Annotated in this window: 9 protein-coding genes; 4 read left to right on the top strand and 5 right to left on the bottom strand. The window is 40.2% G+C overall.

The genetic code is table 11. The features are described 5' to 3' along the window. Window positions 1-17: 17 nt before the first annotated feature. Genes tssL through H5114_RS04030 form a run of 5 tightly spaced genes read right to left on the bottom strand, consistent with a single transcriptional unit; the run spans window position 18 to window position 6,557 of the window. Complete coding sequence (gene tssL, locus H5114_RS04050; RefSeq protein WP_182722280.1) at window positions 18-1,307, bottom strand: type VI secretion system protein TssL, long form; 1,290 nt, start codon at window positions 1,305-1,307, stop codon at window positions 18-20. A gap of 25 nt (window positions 1,308-1,332) precedes the next feature. After that, window positions 1,333-2,661 carry a type VI secretion system baseplate subunit TssK gene (tssK, locus tag H5114_RS04045; RefSeq protein WP_182697089.1) on the bottom strand — a complete coding sequence of 443 codons (1,329 nt, stop codon included), beginning with the start codon at window positions 2,659-2,661 and terminating at the stop codon, window positions 1,333-1,335. Between the two features lie 24 nt (window positions 2,662-2,685). Next, window positions 2,686-3,156, bottom strand: coding sequence for a type VI secretion system lipoprotein TssJ (tssJ, locus tag H5114_RS04040; protein ID WP_124015780.1), 471 nt, complete (start codon window positions 3,154-3,156; stop codon window positions 2,686-2,688). Between the two features lie 18 nt (window positions 3,157-3,174). After that, a complete protein-coding gene (tagH, locus tag H5114_RS04035; RefSeq protein WP_182722279.1) occupies window positions 3,175-4,515 on the bottom strand; it encodes a type VI secretion system-associated FHA domain protein TagH in 1,341 nt (446 codons plus the stop codon). Between the two features lie 53 nt (window positions 4,516-4,568). Beyond that, window positions 4,569-6,557: a serine/threonine-protein kinase gene (locus H5114_RS04030; protein ID WP_182722278.1), complete on the bottom strand. Its 1,989-nt coding sequence runs from the start codon at window positions 6,555-6,557 to the stop codon at window positions 4,569-4,571. Between the two features lie 320 nt (window positions 6,558-6,877). Between H5114_RS04030 and H5114_RS04025 the strand changes: the two genes are divergently transcribed. From H5114_RS04025 to H5114_RS04010, 4 genes are all read left to right on the top strand, one after another. Continuing rightward, window positions 6,878-7,369: an OmpA family protein gene (locus H5114_RS04025; RefSeq protein WP_182722277.1), complete on the top strand. Its 492-nt coding sequence runs from the start codon at window positions 6,878-6,880 to the stop codon at window positions 7,367-7,369. 874 nt (window positions 7,370-8,243) lie between these two features. Continuing rightward, window positions 8,244-9,317: an efflux RND transporter periplasmic adaptor subunit gene (locus H5114_RS04020; RefSeq protein ID WP_182722276.1), complete on the top strand. Its 1,074-nt coding sequence runs from the start codon at window positions 8,244-8,246 to the stop codon at window positions 9,315-9,317. A gap of 12 nt (window positions 9,318-9,329) precedes the next feature. Continuing rightward, complete coding sequence (locus tag H5114_RS04015; protein ID WP_124015775.1) at window positions 9,330-12,581, top strand: efflux RND transporter permease subunit; 3,252 nt, start codon at window positions 9,330-9,332, stop codon at window positions 12,579-12,581. Then, window positions 12,578-15,643, top strand: a complete 3,066-nt coding sequence (locus H5114_RS04010; protein ID WP_182722275.1) for an efflux RND transporter permease subunit — start codon at window positions 12,578-12,580, stop codon at window positions 15,641-15,643. Before H5114_RS04015 ends, H5114_RS04010 begins: the two co-directional genes overlap by 4 nt. The last annotated feature ends 135 nt before the right edge of the window (window positions 15,644-15,778 follow it).

Raw genomic sequence — 15,778 nt, 5'->3', positions numbered from 1 at the left:
TATTCCTTTATGTCACATTAAAACAATAAGTCGATTTCGATTCGACGGTTTAACGCGCGATTTTGTTCGCTATCGTTAACAACACGAGGCTCAGACTCCCCTCGCCCCTCAGGCCATAGACGACCACTTAACGATGCGTTATTAGCGAGAACATTTGCAATTGATGTGGCTCTAGCCAGCGAAAGATGCCAATTTGATGGATATTTAGAGGTAAAAATTGGTTCATCATCGGTATGACCCGTGATCAATATTTTGCCATCAGTACTCTCAAGTGTGCGGGCAATTTTAGCGAGAATGGCTTCAAAATCTGAACGAGGTTGGGTGCTACCTGACGCAAATAATTCAGTAGCACCAATGCGGATCCTCACTCGGTCACTTAATTGCTCTACTTCGAGGAGATTTTTGCCTATTTCGGTTTGTAACAGTTGTTGCAGCAATAAGGCTTCATCACGGCTTATTTGTTGCTGCGCTTCGACGGTTTTTTCCCATGGAACTATTGAGGTTAATTCTTTGTAAGCGACTGATGAATAATGGTTAATGCTATAACTAAAGCCCATGTAAATAAATAATATGACCACGCCAAATAATGCCCCAATCACCCATAAAGGAAATGGCTGTTGAAAGGTTAAATTTGGCACAATATTCTGTCGCCACCCAGGAGATAATTCACGGTGGAAGTCGCCTTTACAGGATTGAATCGCTAAGTAGGTTTTTTCCCGTAATGCTTCAAGTTTTTGATCGCCTTGAGGTTCAACTCTCATTTTTCCGACAAAACCCAGGGTTAAACATAAATACATGCGTTCAAGCAAATTACATTTTTCTGCAGGATGACGCAGCGATGCATCAAGTAAAGTATAGAAATACTCACCGCCTAAGGTTTCATGATGAAAAGTCGACAGTAAGCTGTCAGATGCCCAATAGCTTTGTTCTCCCCAAGGCGTATTGAGTACAACTTCGTCGATAAAACAACACAGGCAATATCGGGCAGATTTAATGTCATCAGATGCTAAGTTTGCATTACGAAGCTGCTGTTCATAATGCTTGATCAACTCAACGCAATGTACCCGTAATGTGTTCACGTCATCATGCTGGGTACTGTTTCGTAATTGAGTACAGATCGATAATAGCGTGCCCGCAAAATCAACTAACGGATTTTGCGATAGACTAAGTTGCGAGCGATTATCCCGATTATCATTACGCTGTTCTTGGATCAGAGTTTTTTGACTATCATCATCGACTTTTGTTTTATTGCCAGCCATACCCGCCCCTTTCCCTGGACGAGGTTTAACGATGGTTTTATCGTTCACAAAATTATCCTTAATGTTTTGGCGTTTAAATACTCACAGCCCAAAGTTCAAGTTGTAACTCTGGATATGCGCCAGAAATATGCATAGCAACACCGCCACTCGATTTGAGCTTTATCCAATGGCTATTATTTTTATCTAATTGGAAATAGTGATAACCAGCGTGATATGGCACTTGTCTTGGCGCAACGGGTAAATTTGAAATGCCAATGCCTGCTAATTGGTTATTAACCAGTTCACGGATTGTTTCAACTGAGCCTATTTTGATTTGCGAAGGCAAACGCTGACGTAGCTCGTCATGCGGCACATTAGCTTTAACAGCAAGAATGAACTCAGCATTATCAAGCATGCTCTTGTCTGCAATAGTCGAGAAATATACCCCAAATTTGGTCTTCTCAAGAATGAGTTCCGTAGCACTTTGTTCTAATACACTGCTTAAGCCATGATTGACAATGACCATTGTATTGCTAAAAACATAGGTCAAATTATCATGCTGATAAGTCGGGAATTTAGGCGGACGCTTATTAGGACTGCTAAATGTTGACAGTTCACCTGAGAAACTGATTAATGTGCGGTATAACAATTCCGGATGGATATGATTAACGATCGCGTAATGTTCAAAAATAGGCTGATATTTGTTCAAAAGCTGCAACATTAAAAAATCGGCAATCGAACTTGAAGTCCCTTGAGATTGACTTAATCGAGCCGCAATCGCTTCGGCACGCTGATTAATCATGCCCGTAACTTCAGTGGTCATATTCATCAAGGTTTTAATGTGTTCGATGCCTGTGCATGCAGGAATAAACTTTTTATCTAACCGAATTACGCCTTCCTCTGATACGTCAATAACACGAGCGATGGCAATAGACACATATCCAGAACGATCTTCACTCTGTAACTTGAAACGGCAGTCCAATTTTGCCACTTGTAGCACTTCCATTGCATCTGAGCCAACACTGGTATCAACAATGTTATGATCCTCATAGATGTAACGGGTAATTTGATTCTGCTCAGAAGATGAAATATTGACACCATTACTTTTGGCAACAGGCAGCACGAGATAGACCAATTGATCAAGTGTTCCTGCTGGGATTGTAATAGATGTCGGCAATGGGCTCTGCTCTGGTAAGCAAACCAGAGTATTATCCGGAAATACGCAATCAATACGGTCTAAACCAAACTGCCCTAACGGAAGCAAGCCATAATTGACTTCGTAGCTTACAATCCCCCAGGCCAGTGGATTATTATTTTTGGCCATACGCGCTTGCTGATGCTGCAGAAAACGCTCTTGCTGCTGCATATGTTGTGGACGAAGAAACATGCCCTCTGTCCATGCTATTGGGCTAAAATCGCTCATAATTTCCCTATTTATTCACAACGATTACTTTTCAGAGTTGTACACTGCTATTTTTTCTATGTTGATAGTGACATCATCATAGCCAGTAGGATCGACGGCGACGACCGATCGCCAACGAGAGGAATCGATATCTCTATAGGCGACTATCACCCCAACAAACCGTGTGTTTTGTCCCAATGTCATCGCATATTCACGGGTTTCTGATGGTTGTAATTCCAACTCATCTTTACGGATAAGATCGGGACCAAGAACGCTTTCAGCAGACTCATCAAGGGTAAAAAAATCTTGCGTGTCAAAGATAGTCCGTGACGATAGTTCAAATATTTTAACCACCACAGGTGATGGTCGATTATTAATGTCTGGATTAATGTCAGCACTGGCATTAAACGTAACGTCTGTTGATGGAGGAACAACTGCATTAATTGTTTTACAACCAGAGTTAAGTAATAAAAAGCTTACTAATATGATTCGGTATAGACCTAACTTTAATGTCATTTAATAGCCCTTAATAAATTATAACGTTTTGATTTTATTGTCGTATGCTTTAACAAAATCATCTGATAATGCTGCAGCACTGTCTTGCATAAATTCGTGTTTCAAATCTGAGTGTAAGCTTTTATATAGCTTCCAATGACGCATTTGTTTCTGTCCTGGTACTAACATGTCTGCCAGAGATTGGCTTTGTGTTTTAGATTCAATAGACTCAGGATCTAATTGATTTAATAACCCTCTGATAGCGCCTAACGTCCCAGCCGTTAATGCAGCATCATGTTTTCGGCCATCATTAAATGCCTCGAAAATAGCTTGTTGTGATGATAAAAAGCTGGCACTTTTTCTTAAAAATAAATTTTGGAAAACATCATCAATATTGGCTGAGAATTTTAATGGGTTATTTTCCTGTTGCTGAAAAGTAGTTTGATTAATTCGAAACTCAGTTTTAAGCTTTGAACGTTGGCGTAAAGAATCCATGAGTCCGGTTAACATAGATTGCATGCTCTTACCCAATTCAAACATCAATTCTTCGCTTAGCACCTTTTCATAGTCTTGTTGATTTACTCCCATACCTTGAAAAAAAGCCTTACTTAACACTGATGCTGAAGTAATTTGAGTGTTTATCGAGGGCTTTGATTCAGGTATCACAGGAGCATCTTTTTTAACGTCTGCTTTTGCTATTTTAGTCTCGACAACAGGTATCACAGGCGCTTGAGCAACTTCCACTTTGGGTTCTGGCGCAACAGTAGAGCTAGGACGTGCTTGAGAATGTTGGCCAAAAATATCCTTATCCCATTCTTCAGGGATAGATAAAGGTGGTTGAAAGTGGTCTTGTAAATCAGCGTTCATTTGCGATAGACCTGCTGATTGTTGCCGAGATTGCTTGAGCAACATTGCAGAATCAAATCCAGCTAAATCAGACTCAAACCCAGTATCAAGAATTGATGAGGATGAAGTCGGTAACGCATGATGATCATCCAAGGTCGTTGCAACAGGAGCATGTTGTACACTGGGTTGCTGATGAGTGTGTTCAGAGGTAGGTAAACTCTGCAATTTAGCACTGATTTCATAATCACCAAAAGTGAATAAATCATCGACCTCAATTTTATGTTCACGATTGCTGCCCAAGGCTTCAACGGCACGATTAACGTATAAACCATTAGTTGATAAGTCTTCAATGTAAAAACCGTCACTGCGCTTAGTGATCCGAGCATGAGTACCAGAAACCACCTTTTCAGGATCGGGTAAATGCCAATCACACGTATCTGAGCGACCTAGCGTTAAAGTATTAATAACTGTTTTTGTTATAATTTGCTCAGGAGATAACCTGTGATAGCTCAAAATCTCTAGCGATAATTCCATTTTTATTACATCTTCCTTCATCAACATACAACGATTGATCAATCACTACAGAGCTATAAACGTTGAACACCATTAAGACGTTCATACATTTCATTACCCCGAGCAAATAACTCTCTGGCAGTTTTCAGATATTGCTTTTCTAGATACACGTTTGCCTGGCGTAAAAATGACGCCGCGAGACGTTTATCAAGCGTCAGTAGGGGATCAAAATCATCAGGTAAATTTGTGGCAAGATCTCTTACTTCTTTATCAAATTCATGTAGATCTTTGGGATCATCAATAGCTTCTAGTCTTGCGGTTAATTGCTCAAATGTATCCCGATAATAAACCTCAGCGGCGTCATACGGATAATCAACAGTTTTGCCTTTTGCCGTCGCATTGTGATATTCATTCAATGCTTTTACGGCAACTTTTAATTGTGCACCATAGGCAATTAAAGACTTAGCTTCAGGATAGTTTGCAAACACATTTTCACCGGTAGTGATAAGTTCGCTAATTTGATTAATATCGTGTTTCTTTAATGCACTATCAAAGGTGCTTGCATAGAGCGTATATTCTTCATTACTCGCGAGATATACATAATTAGGCTCAACAAAGCTTAGTCCATCAACGATAGCCTTAATATTATTGGTCCCTTGCTCGTTATAACGAGCTTGAGATAATAAAAGACTCAAACGTTCAGACAGAGCATCAACAACCAATTGTTTACTTCGCTCAGCTTGATTTTTCATTTGCAGCAAACGAACTGAATCAGGATAAAAACGCTCTATATCATTAATAACTTCAGCTATTTTTACATAATCCTGATAGAGGCCATTATCACTTTTAGGTAAGGAAGCAATACGTTGTTCAACGATATCCAACACTTCTGATTGATGTGTTTTTAATAGACCATTTTTAATGATGCTTTTAGATTCAGGAATACTGTCAATTCGGGCTAATAAGTCTGAAGCTGGGATAAACTCAAATGCTTGAACTTCACTTTTTGCCTTATTTGTTATCGCCACTTTATTATTCAAGTTATCTAATTGCACTTGATAGTATTGTTGAATTTGAAATCCCCCAATAACCAAAATAGTACCTGCTGCAATGGCAGTTAAAATCGGCCAAGTTTTACGGTGTAAAGTGCTGATTATCTGATCAATTGATGATGCTCGTTGCGCCTTTTTGAGTGCCAAGCCTTTTTTGAGAGTAGGCCACAAAGACATGCTGATATGCTTTGGCTTGACCAATTTATTCTTGGTAATGTCAACTTCATTTGCTGCGACACGCTGATAGGGATGTTTACTTGTTAGCAATTCATAGCTAATGCATGAAAAAGCAAAAATATCATCTTCCGCGCAAGCATCTTCGCCAGTTAGCTGTTCAAAGCTAGCATATGCTGGAGTGTAACCTGTTAATGATGAGTCTTGATCTACCTCAGCAAGTGCGTAGCGGTCTTCTCTTTGTTGCAAGTTTTTTGCAACACCAAAATCGAAGACTTTAATATTACCTTGGCGAGTCAGGAAAATATTCGATGGTTTTAAATCTGTATGAACAATACCTTGATGATGCGCATACGATAAGGCTGAAGCTATCTGATCAATGATTTTCATTGATCCTTTGAAATTAATCCCCATCGGTTTGGAACGTTTAATGACTTGGTCTAATGATTCACCGTCTAACCACTCCATGACCATAAAGTGAAAGCCATCATCAGTATCAACATCATACACTCGGATGATATTTGGATGAGAGAGTTTTTGGGTTTGCACCGACTCTTTAATCAGGACTTGTTGAGCTTCGGGTATATCAGATAACTGAGGCAATAATACCTTTATTGCAACAAATGGCTCACTGACATTCAACGACTCTAAGTACAGGTCTTTGGCACGGTATATATCACTCATACCTCCATGACCAATTTTTGATTCAATTAAATATCGATTTTTGAAACATTTGCCAATCAAATTAACTTTGTTAGCATTATTTTCAGAATTGTCTAATCCTGCTATGACAGTTTTGTCTTCAGCTAAGTTATTTGGTGTTTTACTCTTATCCATAAGTACAGGTTAATCCCTTGATATTATCCTAAAGTATGTAAACTAACGTCCTAGTGAATCAAAATAACCACAATATGTTGCAGCAAGCAAACTCAAAAAACAACATTTAAAAACCAGCAAAATAAATTTTATATAAATCAGTTTAAATTAACTACCCATTAGTATGTATTGAAATAAAAACACATTAAAAAGTATGTCTTATTAAGATAAATAAATATCAAATCATCAAAAATATCGTTTTCCTATTGACCCAATAAAACATAATCGGTAATTTACGTCTTCTTTTTAATGGACCACAGTTTTAAAGGATTAAGTCAAATATGAGACCGATCAATCTTTCATTAGCAGGTGTTGTGTTATTAGCACTTACGGGCTGTCAATCAGCACCCGTTACTGTATCAGAACCCATCAAAACATTTTCAATTTCTCCAGAGTGTATTGAATATACCTTACAAACAGATGATGAAATGATTGTAGGATTTAGACCTGTGTATTTCGAACTGAATAGCGATAAGTCATACAGTAAGCTTGATGCGCACATGTCTTGCGTTGCTACTTATTTAGCTAACCACGTCGATAAAGAACTTAACATTCAAGGTTTAACCGACGATAAAGGTACTATAAAGTACAATAAAGCACTGGCACAACGTCGTGCTGATGGAATCGTAGAGTACTTAGTTTCTTTGGGTGCGTCATACGACCAGTTAGTTTCTAGCACTAAAATTATTGAAGATAATGGTGTTAAACTAACCAGCTCTGAGCGTTCAAAAACTCGTCGAGTTGACTTTATCATCACTGACAAATCTTCTTAAATTTTATTTGAGTGATTTGAAATAATATTAAGTTAACATTATTCTCATAATTAAGGTTCAGCTTACTGTTAAGCTGAACCTTAATTATTACAGCCCTTTAACGTCACCCGCCACCTTAACCATTCAATCTTAAAGCCATTATCATTCTCAGCCATAGTTATAGTTATAGTTATAGTTATAAAAATCTTATTACTTCAGCTTAGTTAACTTTATAAATATAATTTCCTCATAAAAATCTAGAAGTAACAATACTGCATCATCAAGGATGTTTTATCGTGTGACACTTTAACAATAAATTTTGCTTACACAGTGTCCCATGAAATTTCATTATCTTTAATTACCGCTACTATTTCTGGATTGCACTATTAATTATCCATTTTACGCTACGACTGAAAAGATTATTGATTATTGATTATTGATTATTCACATTTAACTTTTTACACTTAGCACATAAAGTTTTTAGCTTTACTTCATCATTTAAGCCATCCCGTTTATAGCAATACTAATAAGAAAAAATAGCGATTCCTTTAATCAGTAATACCTAGCCCTTACTTACGGTTAGATACGGATGCACTCACTTTTATACCAAGAACAAACACAGTAACTGATGAACTCAATAGTGATGAATCCCAATTAATCTATTAGACCAACAATTAATTATTTTCACCAATTTAACATTGTCAATATGACTAACCTCATCGAAATACAAAATGTAAACCACTGTTATATATAGATAATAAAATATGGCACATTTAGTGCTTAACTGTTTGTTAATTAACATTGATAACAAATAACACGTGACGTTTACTTACTTAGGCATAACATAAGCTGACTCACGTCATTTAACTACATATAGAATACTGGCAGGTACCACATGGATAGGTTCATCAACGTGAAAAAAATAGTATTCCCTTTACTTTGTATTGCAGCGCTTAGCGGTTGCACTGGCGAAGAAGAGCAAGTAAAAGAAGAACAAAAATTTGCTATTCCGGTCGAAACAGCACTCGTCGCCACAGGCAATGTTTCTTCTTTTTACAGCACGACAGCAACACTGGAGGCACCACAGGAATCCCATGTGATGAGCCGTATTGCAGGTATTATTGAAACTATAAATGTTGAAGAAGGCGACAGAGTGACTAAGGGGCAAATACTTGCGGTAATTGATGCCAAACGTCAGCGTTATGATTTCAATCGCTCTGAAGCCGAAGTGCAAATTATTCAACAAGAACTAAATCGTTTAAATAAAATGAATAACAAAGAGTTTATTAGCCAAGATCAAATGGCTAAACTCGAATTCAATTTACAGGCAGCGAAAGCGCAACGTGACTTAGCCGAATTACAAGTTAAGGAAAGCCAAATTGTCTCGCCCATTAATGGCGTTATTGCCGAACGTTATGTCAAAGCCGGCAATATGGCCAAAGAGTTTCAAGAACTGTTTTATGTGGTAAACCAGGACCAGCTTTACGGTATATTGCATTTGCCAGAGCAGCAACTTGCTAGCTTACGTATTGGGCAACAAGCCAGTATTATTCAACAACATCAAGGGACAACATCTAATATTATCGATGCTAAGGTACTGCGAATTAGCCCTGTTGTAGATGCGCAAAGCGGCACCTTTAAAGTGACATTAGCCGTACCTAATGAAGATGCAACATTAAAAGCAGGCATGTTTACACGGGTTGAGCTTAAATACGACACCCACTTAGATGTACTTACAGTACCTTATAACGCTTTAATCAACCAAGACAACACTCAAGCTTTGTATGTGATTAAAGACGCTAAGGCCCAGCGACGAGAAGTGAGTTTGGGCTTTCGTGAAAATAACACAGTAGAAATTTTATCAGGCGTAGAAGCGGGCGAACAAATCGTCATCCGCGGTCAGCAAAATCTTAAAGACCAAGCCTTGGTAGAAGTAATTACCCCACTTAGCTTCGCTGCTATTCGATAACGGAGCGGGATAATGTCGATAATCAATACGTCTGTTAACCGCCCGGTTACTGTGTGGATGTTCATGCTAGCAGTGATGCTTTTTGGTATGGTTGGGTTTTCTCGCCTTGCGGTAAAATTATTACCCGATTTAAGCTATCCCAGTGTCACTATCCGTACGGCCTATGATGGCGCGGCGCCAGTTGAAATTGAACAGCTTGTTTCAAAACCGATTGAAGAAGCTGTTGGCGTGGTTAAAGGATTACGCAAAATCAGCTCAATTTCGCGCTCCGGTATGTCTGATGTAGTACTCGAGTTCGAATGGGGCACAAATATGGACATGGCGAGCCTTGAAGTCCGCGAAAAAATCGACACTATCGAGCTGCCATTAGACATTAATAAGCCATTATTATTGCGTTTTAACCCCAATCTTGACCCCATTATGCGCTTAGCTTTTTCATTGCCTGATGCCGATGCTGAGCAATTAAAGCAAATGCGTACCTTTGCAGATGAAGAATTAAAACGCCGCTTAGAAGCCTTATCGGGGGTTGCTGCAGTTAGGTTGTCGGGAGGATTAGAACAAGAAGTTCACATTGAATTAAATCAACAAAAATTAAGCCAACTCAATCTGAATGCCGACCAAATTAAGCGCCGAATTAATGAAGAGAACATCAACCTATCGGCAGGTAAAGTGATCCAAGGTGATAAAGAATACTTAGTCAGAACCTTAAATCAATTTAACTCTCTTGAAGAATTAGGCCAAGTCATTGTTTATCGCGATGGTCAAACCTTAGTCAGATTATCTGATGTTGCTGATATCAGTGATGCCTATAAAGAACGCAGCGACATTACTCGCATCGGCGAAGTAGAATCGATTGAATTGGCGATCTACAAAGAAGGTGACGCCAATACTGTTGCGGTAGCGCAAAAAATACGCACAGAACTCGATAAAATTAACCAAGCAAGTGAGCAGAATCAGTTAAAGATTATTTACGACCAATCTGAATTTATTGAAAGTGCCGTGAATGAAGTGACCTCAGCTGCGTTATTTGGCAGTTTACTGGCGATGTTAGTTATCTACCTGTTTCTACGTGATATTATTGCCACACTTATCATCTCAATCTCAATTCCCTTTTCAGTTATTGCGACATTCAATATGATGTATTTTGCTGATATTAGCTTAAATATTATGTCGTTAGGTGGTATTGCATTAGCTATTGGTTTACTGGTCGACAATGCGATTGTGGTATTAGAAAACATTGATCGTTATAAATCTCAAGGCATGAGTAAAATTGAGGCTGCGGTCACGGGTTGTAAAGAAGTCTCTGGGGCCATTTTTGCTTCAACCCTGACCACTCTGGCAGTATTTGTGCCTTTAGTGTTTGTTGATGGTATCGCAGGCGCTTTATTTGCCGACCAAGCACTCACTGTCACCTTTGCCCTGCTCGCCTCATTGTTTGTCGCCTTAACAGCGATTCCTATGCTGGCTTCACGCCAAGGTTTTACCAGTCTGCCGCAACCGCTGGAAGTCGCGATAAAACCAAAACCGACTAGCCGTAAAGGTAAAATTGGCTATTACTTATTAGCCGTGTTGAGCTTTCCCTTTAAGCTACTATTTAGCTACTTACCCGCTGGATTGTTAACCGCTATTATCGTTATTAGTCGTTTTGTAAGTAGCGTTTTTGGCCTATTACTTAAACCTATTTGCGCTGGATTTAATGTCATCTACCGCATAGTAGAATCATTTTATTACCGAGTCCTTCACCATGTCCTGCGCCACCAAGTCTTCACCCTTGTCATTGCGCTAGTGATAACTCTGGCATCAACTAGTCTATTGCCTAAGCTCGGTGTTGAGTTGATTCCGCCAATGAATCAAGGTGAGTTTTATGTCGAAATTTTATTACCACCTGGCACAGAAGTCAGTGAAACGGATGCGGTATTACAACAATTAGCCTTATCGATTAAAGACCGTGAGGATGTTAAGCATGCCTATAGTCAAGCAGGCAGCGGCGGATTAATGACATCTGATACTGCTCGAGGCGGTGAAAACTGGGGCAGATTACAAGTGGTACTAAATGATCCTTTAGCCTTTACTACGGTTAGTCAGATACTGCGTAATACCGCCAGAAATATCCCCGAACTCGAAGCGCAGATTGAGCATCCTGAATTATTCAGTTTCAAAACCCCGCTTGAAATTGAGTTATCAGGTTATGATTTAGTGCAACTTAAGCAAAGTGCTGATCAGCTAGTAAAAGCCTTGTCTGAATCAGATCGCTTTAGTGACATCAATACCACCCTACGTGACGGGCAGCCAGAGATCAGCATTCGCTTTGATCATGCTCGCCTTGCTGCGTTAGGTATGGATGCACCCACTGTCGCTAACCGTATTGCTCAACGTGTCGGTGGCACTATTGCCAGCCAATTCACCGTGCGTGATCGTAAAGTGGATATTTTGGTGCGCAGTGAATTAAATGAGCGCGATCAGATCAGCGACATTGAATCATTAATCATTAACCCCAATAGCGCCCAGCCTATTCCGTTAAGTGCCATCGCTACCATTGACTTACAAATTGGTCCGTCAGCGATTAACCGTATTAGCCAACAACGCGTGGCTATCGTGTCATCGAATTTGGCCTACGGCGATTTAAGTGAAGCCGTACTTCAAGCACAGCAAATATTGACTCAACAGCAATTTCCAAGTTCTATTCAAGCCAGATTTGGTGGCCAAAATGAAGAAATGGAACAATCATTTGACTCATTAAAAATTGCCCTCGTTTTGGCTATCTTTTTAGTGTACTTAGTGATGGCCAGCCAGTTTGAATCCTTGTTACACCCATTATTAATTTTGATTGCTGTGCCCATGGCCGTAGCAGGCAGCATTATTGGTTTATTTATTACCGGTACTCATTTAAGTGTCGTGGTGTTTATTGGTTTAATTATGCTGGCAGGGATTGTGGTCAATAATGCCATTGTATTGGTAGATCGCATCAATCAACTGCGTCAAGAAGGCATGGATAAGCTCACGGCAATTAATCAAGCTGCGCAATCTCGCTTGCGTCCTATCATGATGACCACGTTAACCACAACGTTAGGTTTATTGCCTATGGCAATAGGGATTGGCGATGGCAGTGAGGTCCGCGCGCCCATGGCGATTACAGTAATTTTTGGTTTAAGCATGTCTACCTTGCTCACATTGCTGGTTATTCCTGCCTTATATGCGCTATTTGACCGCAAACAATACACCCAAAATGATGATGAGCTGAATACTGCGGAGACGCCAGCATGAATATCACTCAGCTAGCCATAAAACGCCCCGTAACCACCTGTATGTTCTTCTTAGCCATCATGTTATTTGGCATGGCGGCCAGTAGAATGCTGCCATTAGAAATGTTTCCAGGGATTGATATTCCACAAATTGTGGTGCAAGTCCCGTATAAAGGCTCTAGCCCAGCAGAAGTTGAACGCGATATAACTAAAGTTCTGGAAGAGTCACTTGCCACCATGAGCGGCATTGAAGAGGTGCGCTCCGACTCGACTCAAGATGGTGCTTTTATACAGCTCAACATGAAATGGGGTGAAGATGTTGCCACTAAGAGCCTTGAAGCGCGTGAGAAAATAGACTCAGTACGACATTTACTTCCCAAAGATGTCGAGCGGGTGATGATCCAACAGTTCTCAACTGCCGATATGCCAGTGCTCACTATCCGCATATCAAGCGAGCGCGAACTATCAAATGCCTTTGATTTATTGGATAAACAGTTACGCAAGCCACTTGAACGCGTTGATGGCGTGTCGAAAGTCACTCTTTATGGTGTTGAACAAAAGCAGATTGAAATCCGCCTTGATGCCGATAAATTAGTGGCATCAAGCCTCAACAGTCTCGATTTACGCTCGCGTTTACTCGCGGAAAACTTCGTCATTAGTGCCGGTACATTAAGAGAAGACTCGAGAGTGTACCAAGTCTCGCCAAAAGGTGAGTTTACCAGTCTTGATGACATTAATAATCTGGTCATTGTACCGGGTATTCGTCTGCAAGATATCGCTATGGTGAGCTATGCCCTGCCAGAAAAAATTGAAGGCCGACATTTAGACCAAAAATATGCTGTGGGAATTGATGTATTTAAAGAGTCAGGCGCCAATTTAGTTGAAGTATCTGATCGGGTACTCAAGGTCATCGAGCTGGTTAAGCAAGATCAGCAATTTAATGGCATCAAGCTATTCATTATGGAAGATCAAGCCTATGGGGTTAAATCATCGTTAAAAGACTTACTGTTGTCTGGTTTGATGGGAGCAGTATTATCATTTGGGGTGCTGTATCTATTTTTACATAACCTTAAAATGACCTTAGTGGTTATTTCATCTGTACCGATTTCTCTATGTATGACATTGGCCGGTATGTACTTTTTAGGCTACAGCTTAAATATTTTATCTATGATGGGATTGTTATTAGCCGTCGGCATGCTGATTGATAATGCAGTGGTTGTCACCGAAAGCGTGCTGCAAGAAAAACAAGCCGCACACATTGACGATACTTGTCAGAGAAAAGCGAACCAACAAGCCGTGTTAACTGGCGTGGATAAAGTTTCTTTAGCCGTTTTGGCGGGTACCTTAACCACTGCCATCGTGTTTTTACCGAATATTTTTGGCGTTAAAGTGCAGCTAACCATCTTTTTAGAACATGTTGCTGTAGCGATTTGTATTTCGCTTGCAGCATCGTTGTTGGTCGCTAAAACCCTGATCCCATTGATGCTCAATCACTTTCATTTTGATGTCGAAACCACTACAGACAATAACCGTTTGGGACGATTTTATGAGCGCAGTCTCACTTGGATTTTAACGCGGCCAAAACGTTCTGGAGTCATTGCCTTAGCAATATTAGTGTCAACCGCATTGCCGTTAAGCATGGTGAAACAAGATCAGGGTGACGGGGAAGGTTATGACCGTTTGTACATTAATTATCAATTAGAGGGTCGGCATAATTTAGCGGTTACCGAAGCTATGATTAATAGCATGGAAACCTACTTATATAGCAATAAAGAAAAGTTTTACATTGATGCGGTTTACAGTTATTACGCGCCGCAAGATGCGCAATCGACCATTTTATTGCAAAAAGACATCCCGATAGATATTGGCGAACTAAAGAAAATGATCCGCGAAGGCTTCCCTAAGTTTTCCATTGCCACGCCTCAGTTTGGCTGGGGCAATGAAAATAACGGTATCCGTGTGACCTTAACTGGACGCTCGACAACCGAGCTCATCCGGATCAGTGAGCAAGTTATGCCATTACTCGACAATATTGAGGGCTTAGTTGATGTGCGCTCGGAAGTGAATGGCGCTCAGCAAGAAGTGGTTGTGGTGATAAACCGCGAAATGGCAGCCAGACTGGATTTAACCTTAAGTGATATTGCTTCAAATATTGCGATCGCGTTAAGAGGCTCGCAATTACGTTCATTTCGCCATGATCCTAGCGGCGAACTCCGCATTGAACTGGCCTATGACAAAAGCTGGCAAAACTCGCTTGAAAAACTTAAACAGCTACCGATTATTCGCCAAGGTGACCGAGTCTACACCCTTGACAGTTTAGCCGAAGCCACTGTAGTTCCTAGATTTGATACTATTCGTCATTTTAACCGCCAAACAGCATTATCCATTGGCGCAAACCTTGAGGATATGACAACCGAAGAAGCCCAAACTAAAATCACTCAAGTCATGGACTCGGTCAACTTCCCTTATGGATACGGCTACTCACTGCGGGGTGGGTTTGAACGCCAAGATGAAGACCAGTCAATTATGGTCGTCAATATGATTTTGGCGATTGCGATGATCTATATCGTCATGGCAGCGTTGTTTGAGTCATTATTGTTACCTACCGCTATTATCACCTCAATTCTGTTCTCAATAACGGGAGTATTTTGGGCATTGTGGTTAACCGGCACACCCATGTCGGTAATGTCGATGATTGGAATTCTTATTTTGATGGGCATTGTGGTGAATAACGGTATTGTATTGGTTGATCAAATCAATCAAATGACACCTGATTTAGATAAACTAAGTCACACGATTATCAGTGTGTGTATTACACGTCTTCGGCCGGTACTAATGACAGTGGCCACCACGGTACTGGGGTTAGTTCCCTTAGCAATGGGAGATACACAGATTGGCGGCGGTGGCCCCCCCTATTCCCCTATGGCAATTGCCATTATTGGTGGGTTAACCTTTTCAACGGTAACTAGCTTATATTTAGTACCATTATGTTACCAAGCCTTGTATCTCATGCGCCATAAAGCCGCGATAAGATTAGGAGTATCGAATACATTTGCCCAAAAAATACTCCCGTGGACCAAGTAGTTTCTAGGTACTTTAATCTAAAGCGATTAGTGCATGCTAACAGCATTAAGCCGCAATAAGTTTTAGGTATTAAACCCATTTGGCCAAAATAGCTACTCGGACTAAGACATCAGAGCACTTAATACTTAGCGTTAA

Origin of the sequence: Shewanella sp. SR43-8, assembly GCF_014163775.1 — a bacterium.
Lineage (GTDB): Bacteria > Pseudomonadota > Gammaproteobacteria > Enterobacterales > Shewanellaceae > Shewanella > Shewanella vesiculosa.
The sequence above is the reverse complement of the archived record's forward strand: the minus strand, read 5'-3'. Positions and strand labels throughout refer to the sequence as shown.

Bases quoted from the DNA above. Each gene is read 5' to 3' on its own strand.
- H5114_RS04020 (WP_182722276.1), top strand. From the start codon at position 8,244: ATGGATAGGTTCATCAACGTGAAAAAAATAGTATTCCCTTTACTTTGT.
- H5114_RS04025 (WP_182722277.1), top strand. From the start codon at position 6,878: ATGAGACCGATCAATCTTTCATTAGCAGGTGTTGTGTTATTAGCACTT.
- tssJ (WP_124015780.1), bottom strand. From the start codon at position 3,156: ATGACATTAAAGTTAGGTCTATACCGAATCATATTAGTAAGCTTTTTA.
- H5114_RS04030 (WP_182722278.1), bottom strand. From the start codon at position 6,557: ATGGATAAGAGTAAAACACCAAATAACTTAGCTGAAGACAAAACTGTC.
- tagH (WP_182722279.1), bottom strand. From the start codon at position 4,515: ATGGAATTATCGCTAGAGATTTTGAGCTATCACAGGTTATCTCCTGAG.
- H5114_RS04010 (WP_182722275.1), top strand. From the start codon at position 12,578: ATGAATATCACTCAGCTAGCCATAAAACGCCCCGTAACCACCTGTATG.
- H5114_RS04015 (WP_124015775.1), top strand. From the start codon at position 9,330: ATGTCGATAATCAATACGTCTGTTAACCGCCCGGTTACTGTGTGGATG.
- tssK (WP_182697089.1), bottom strand. From the start codon at position 2,661: ATGAGCGATTTTAGCCCAATAGCATGGACAGAGGGCATGTTTCTTCGT.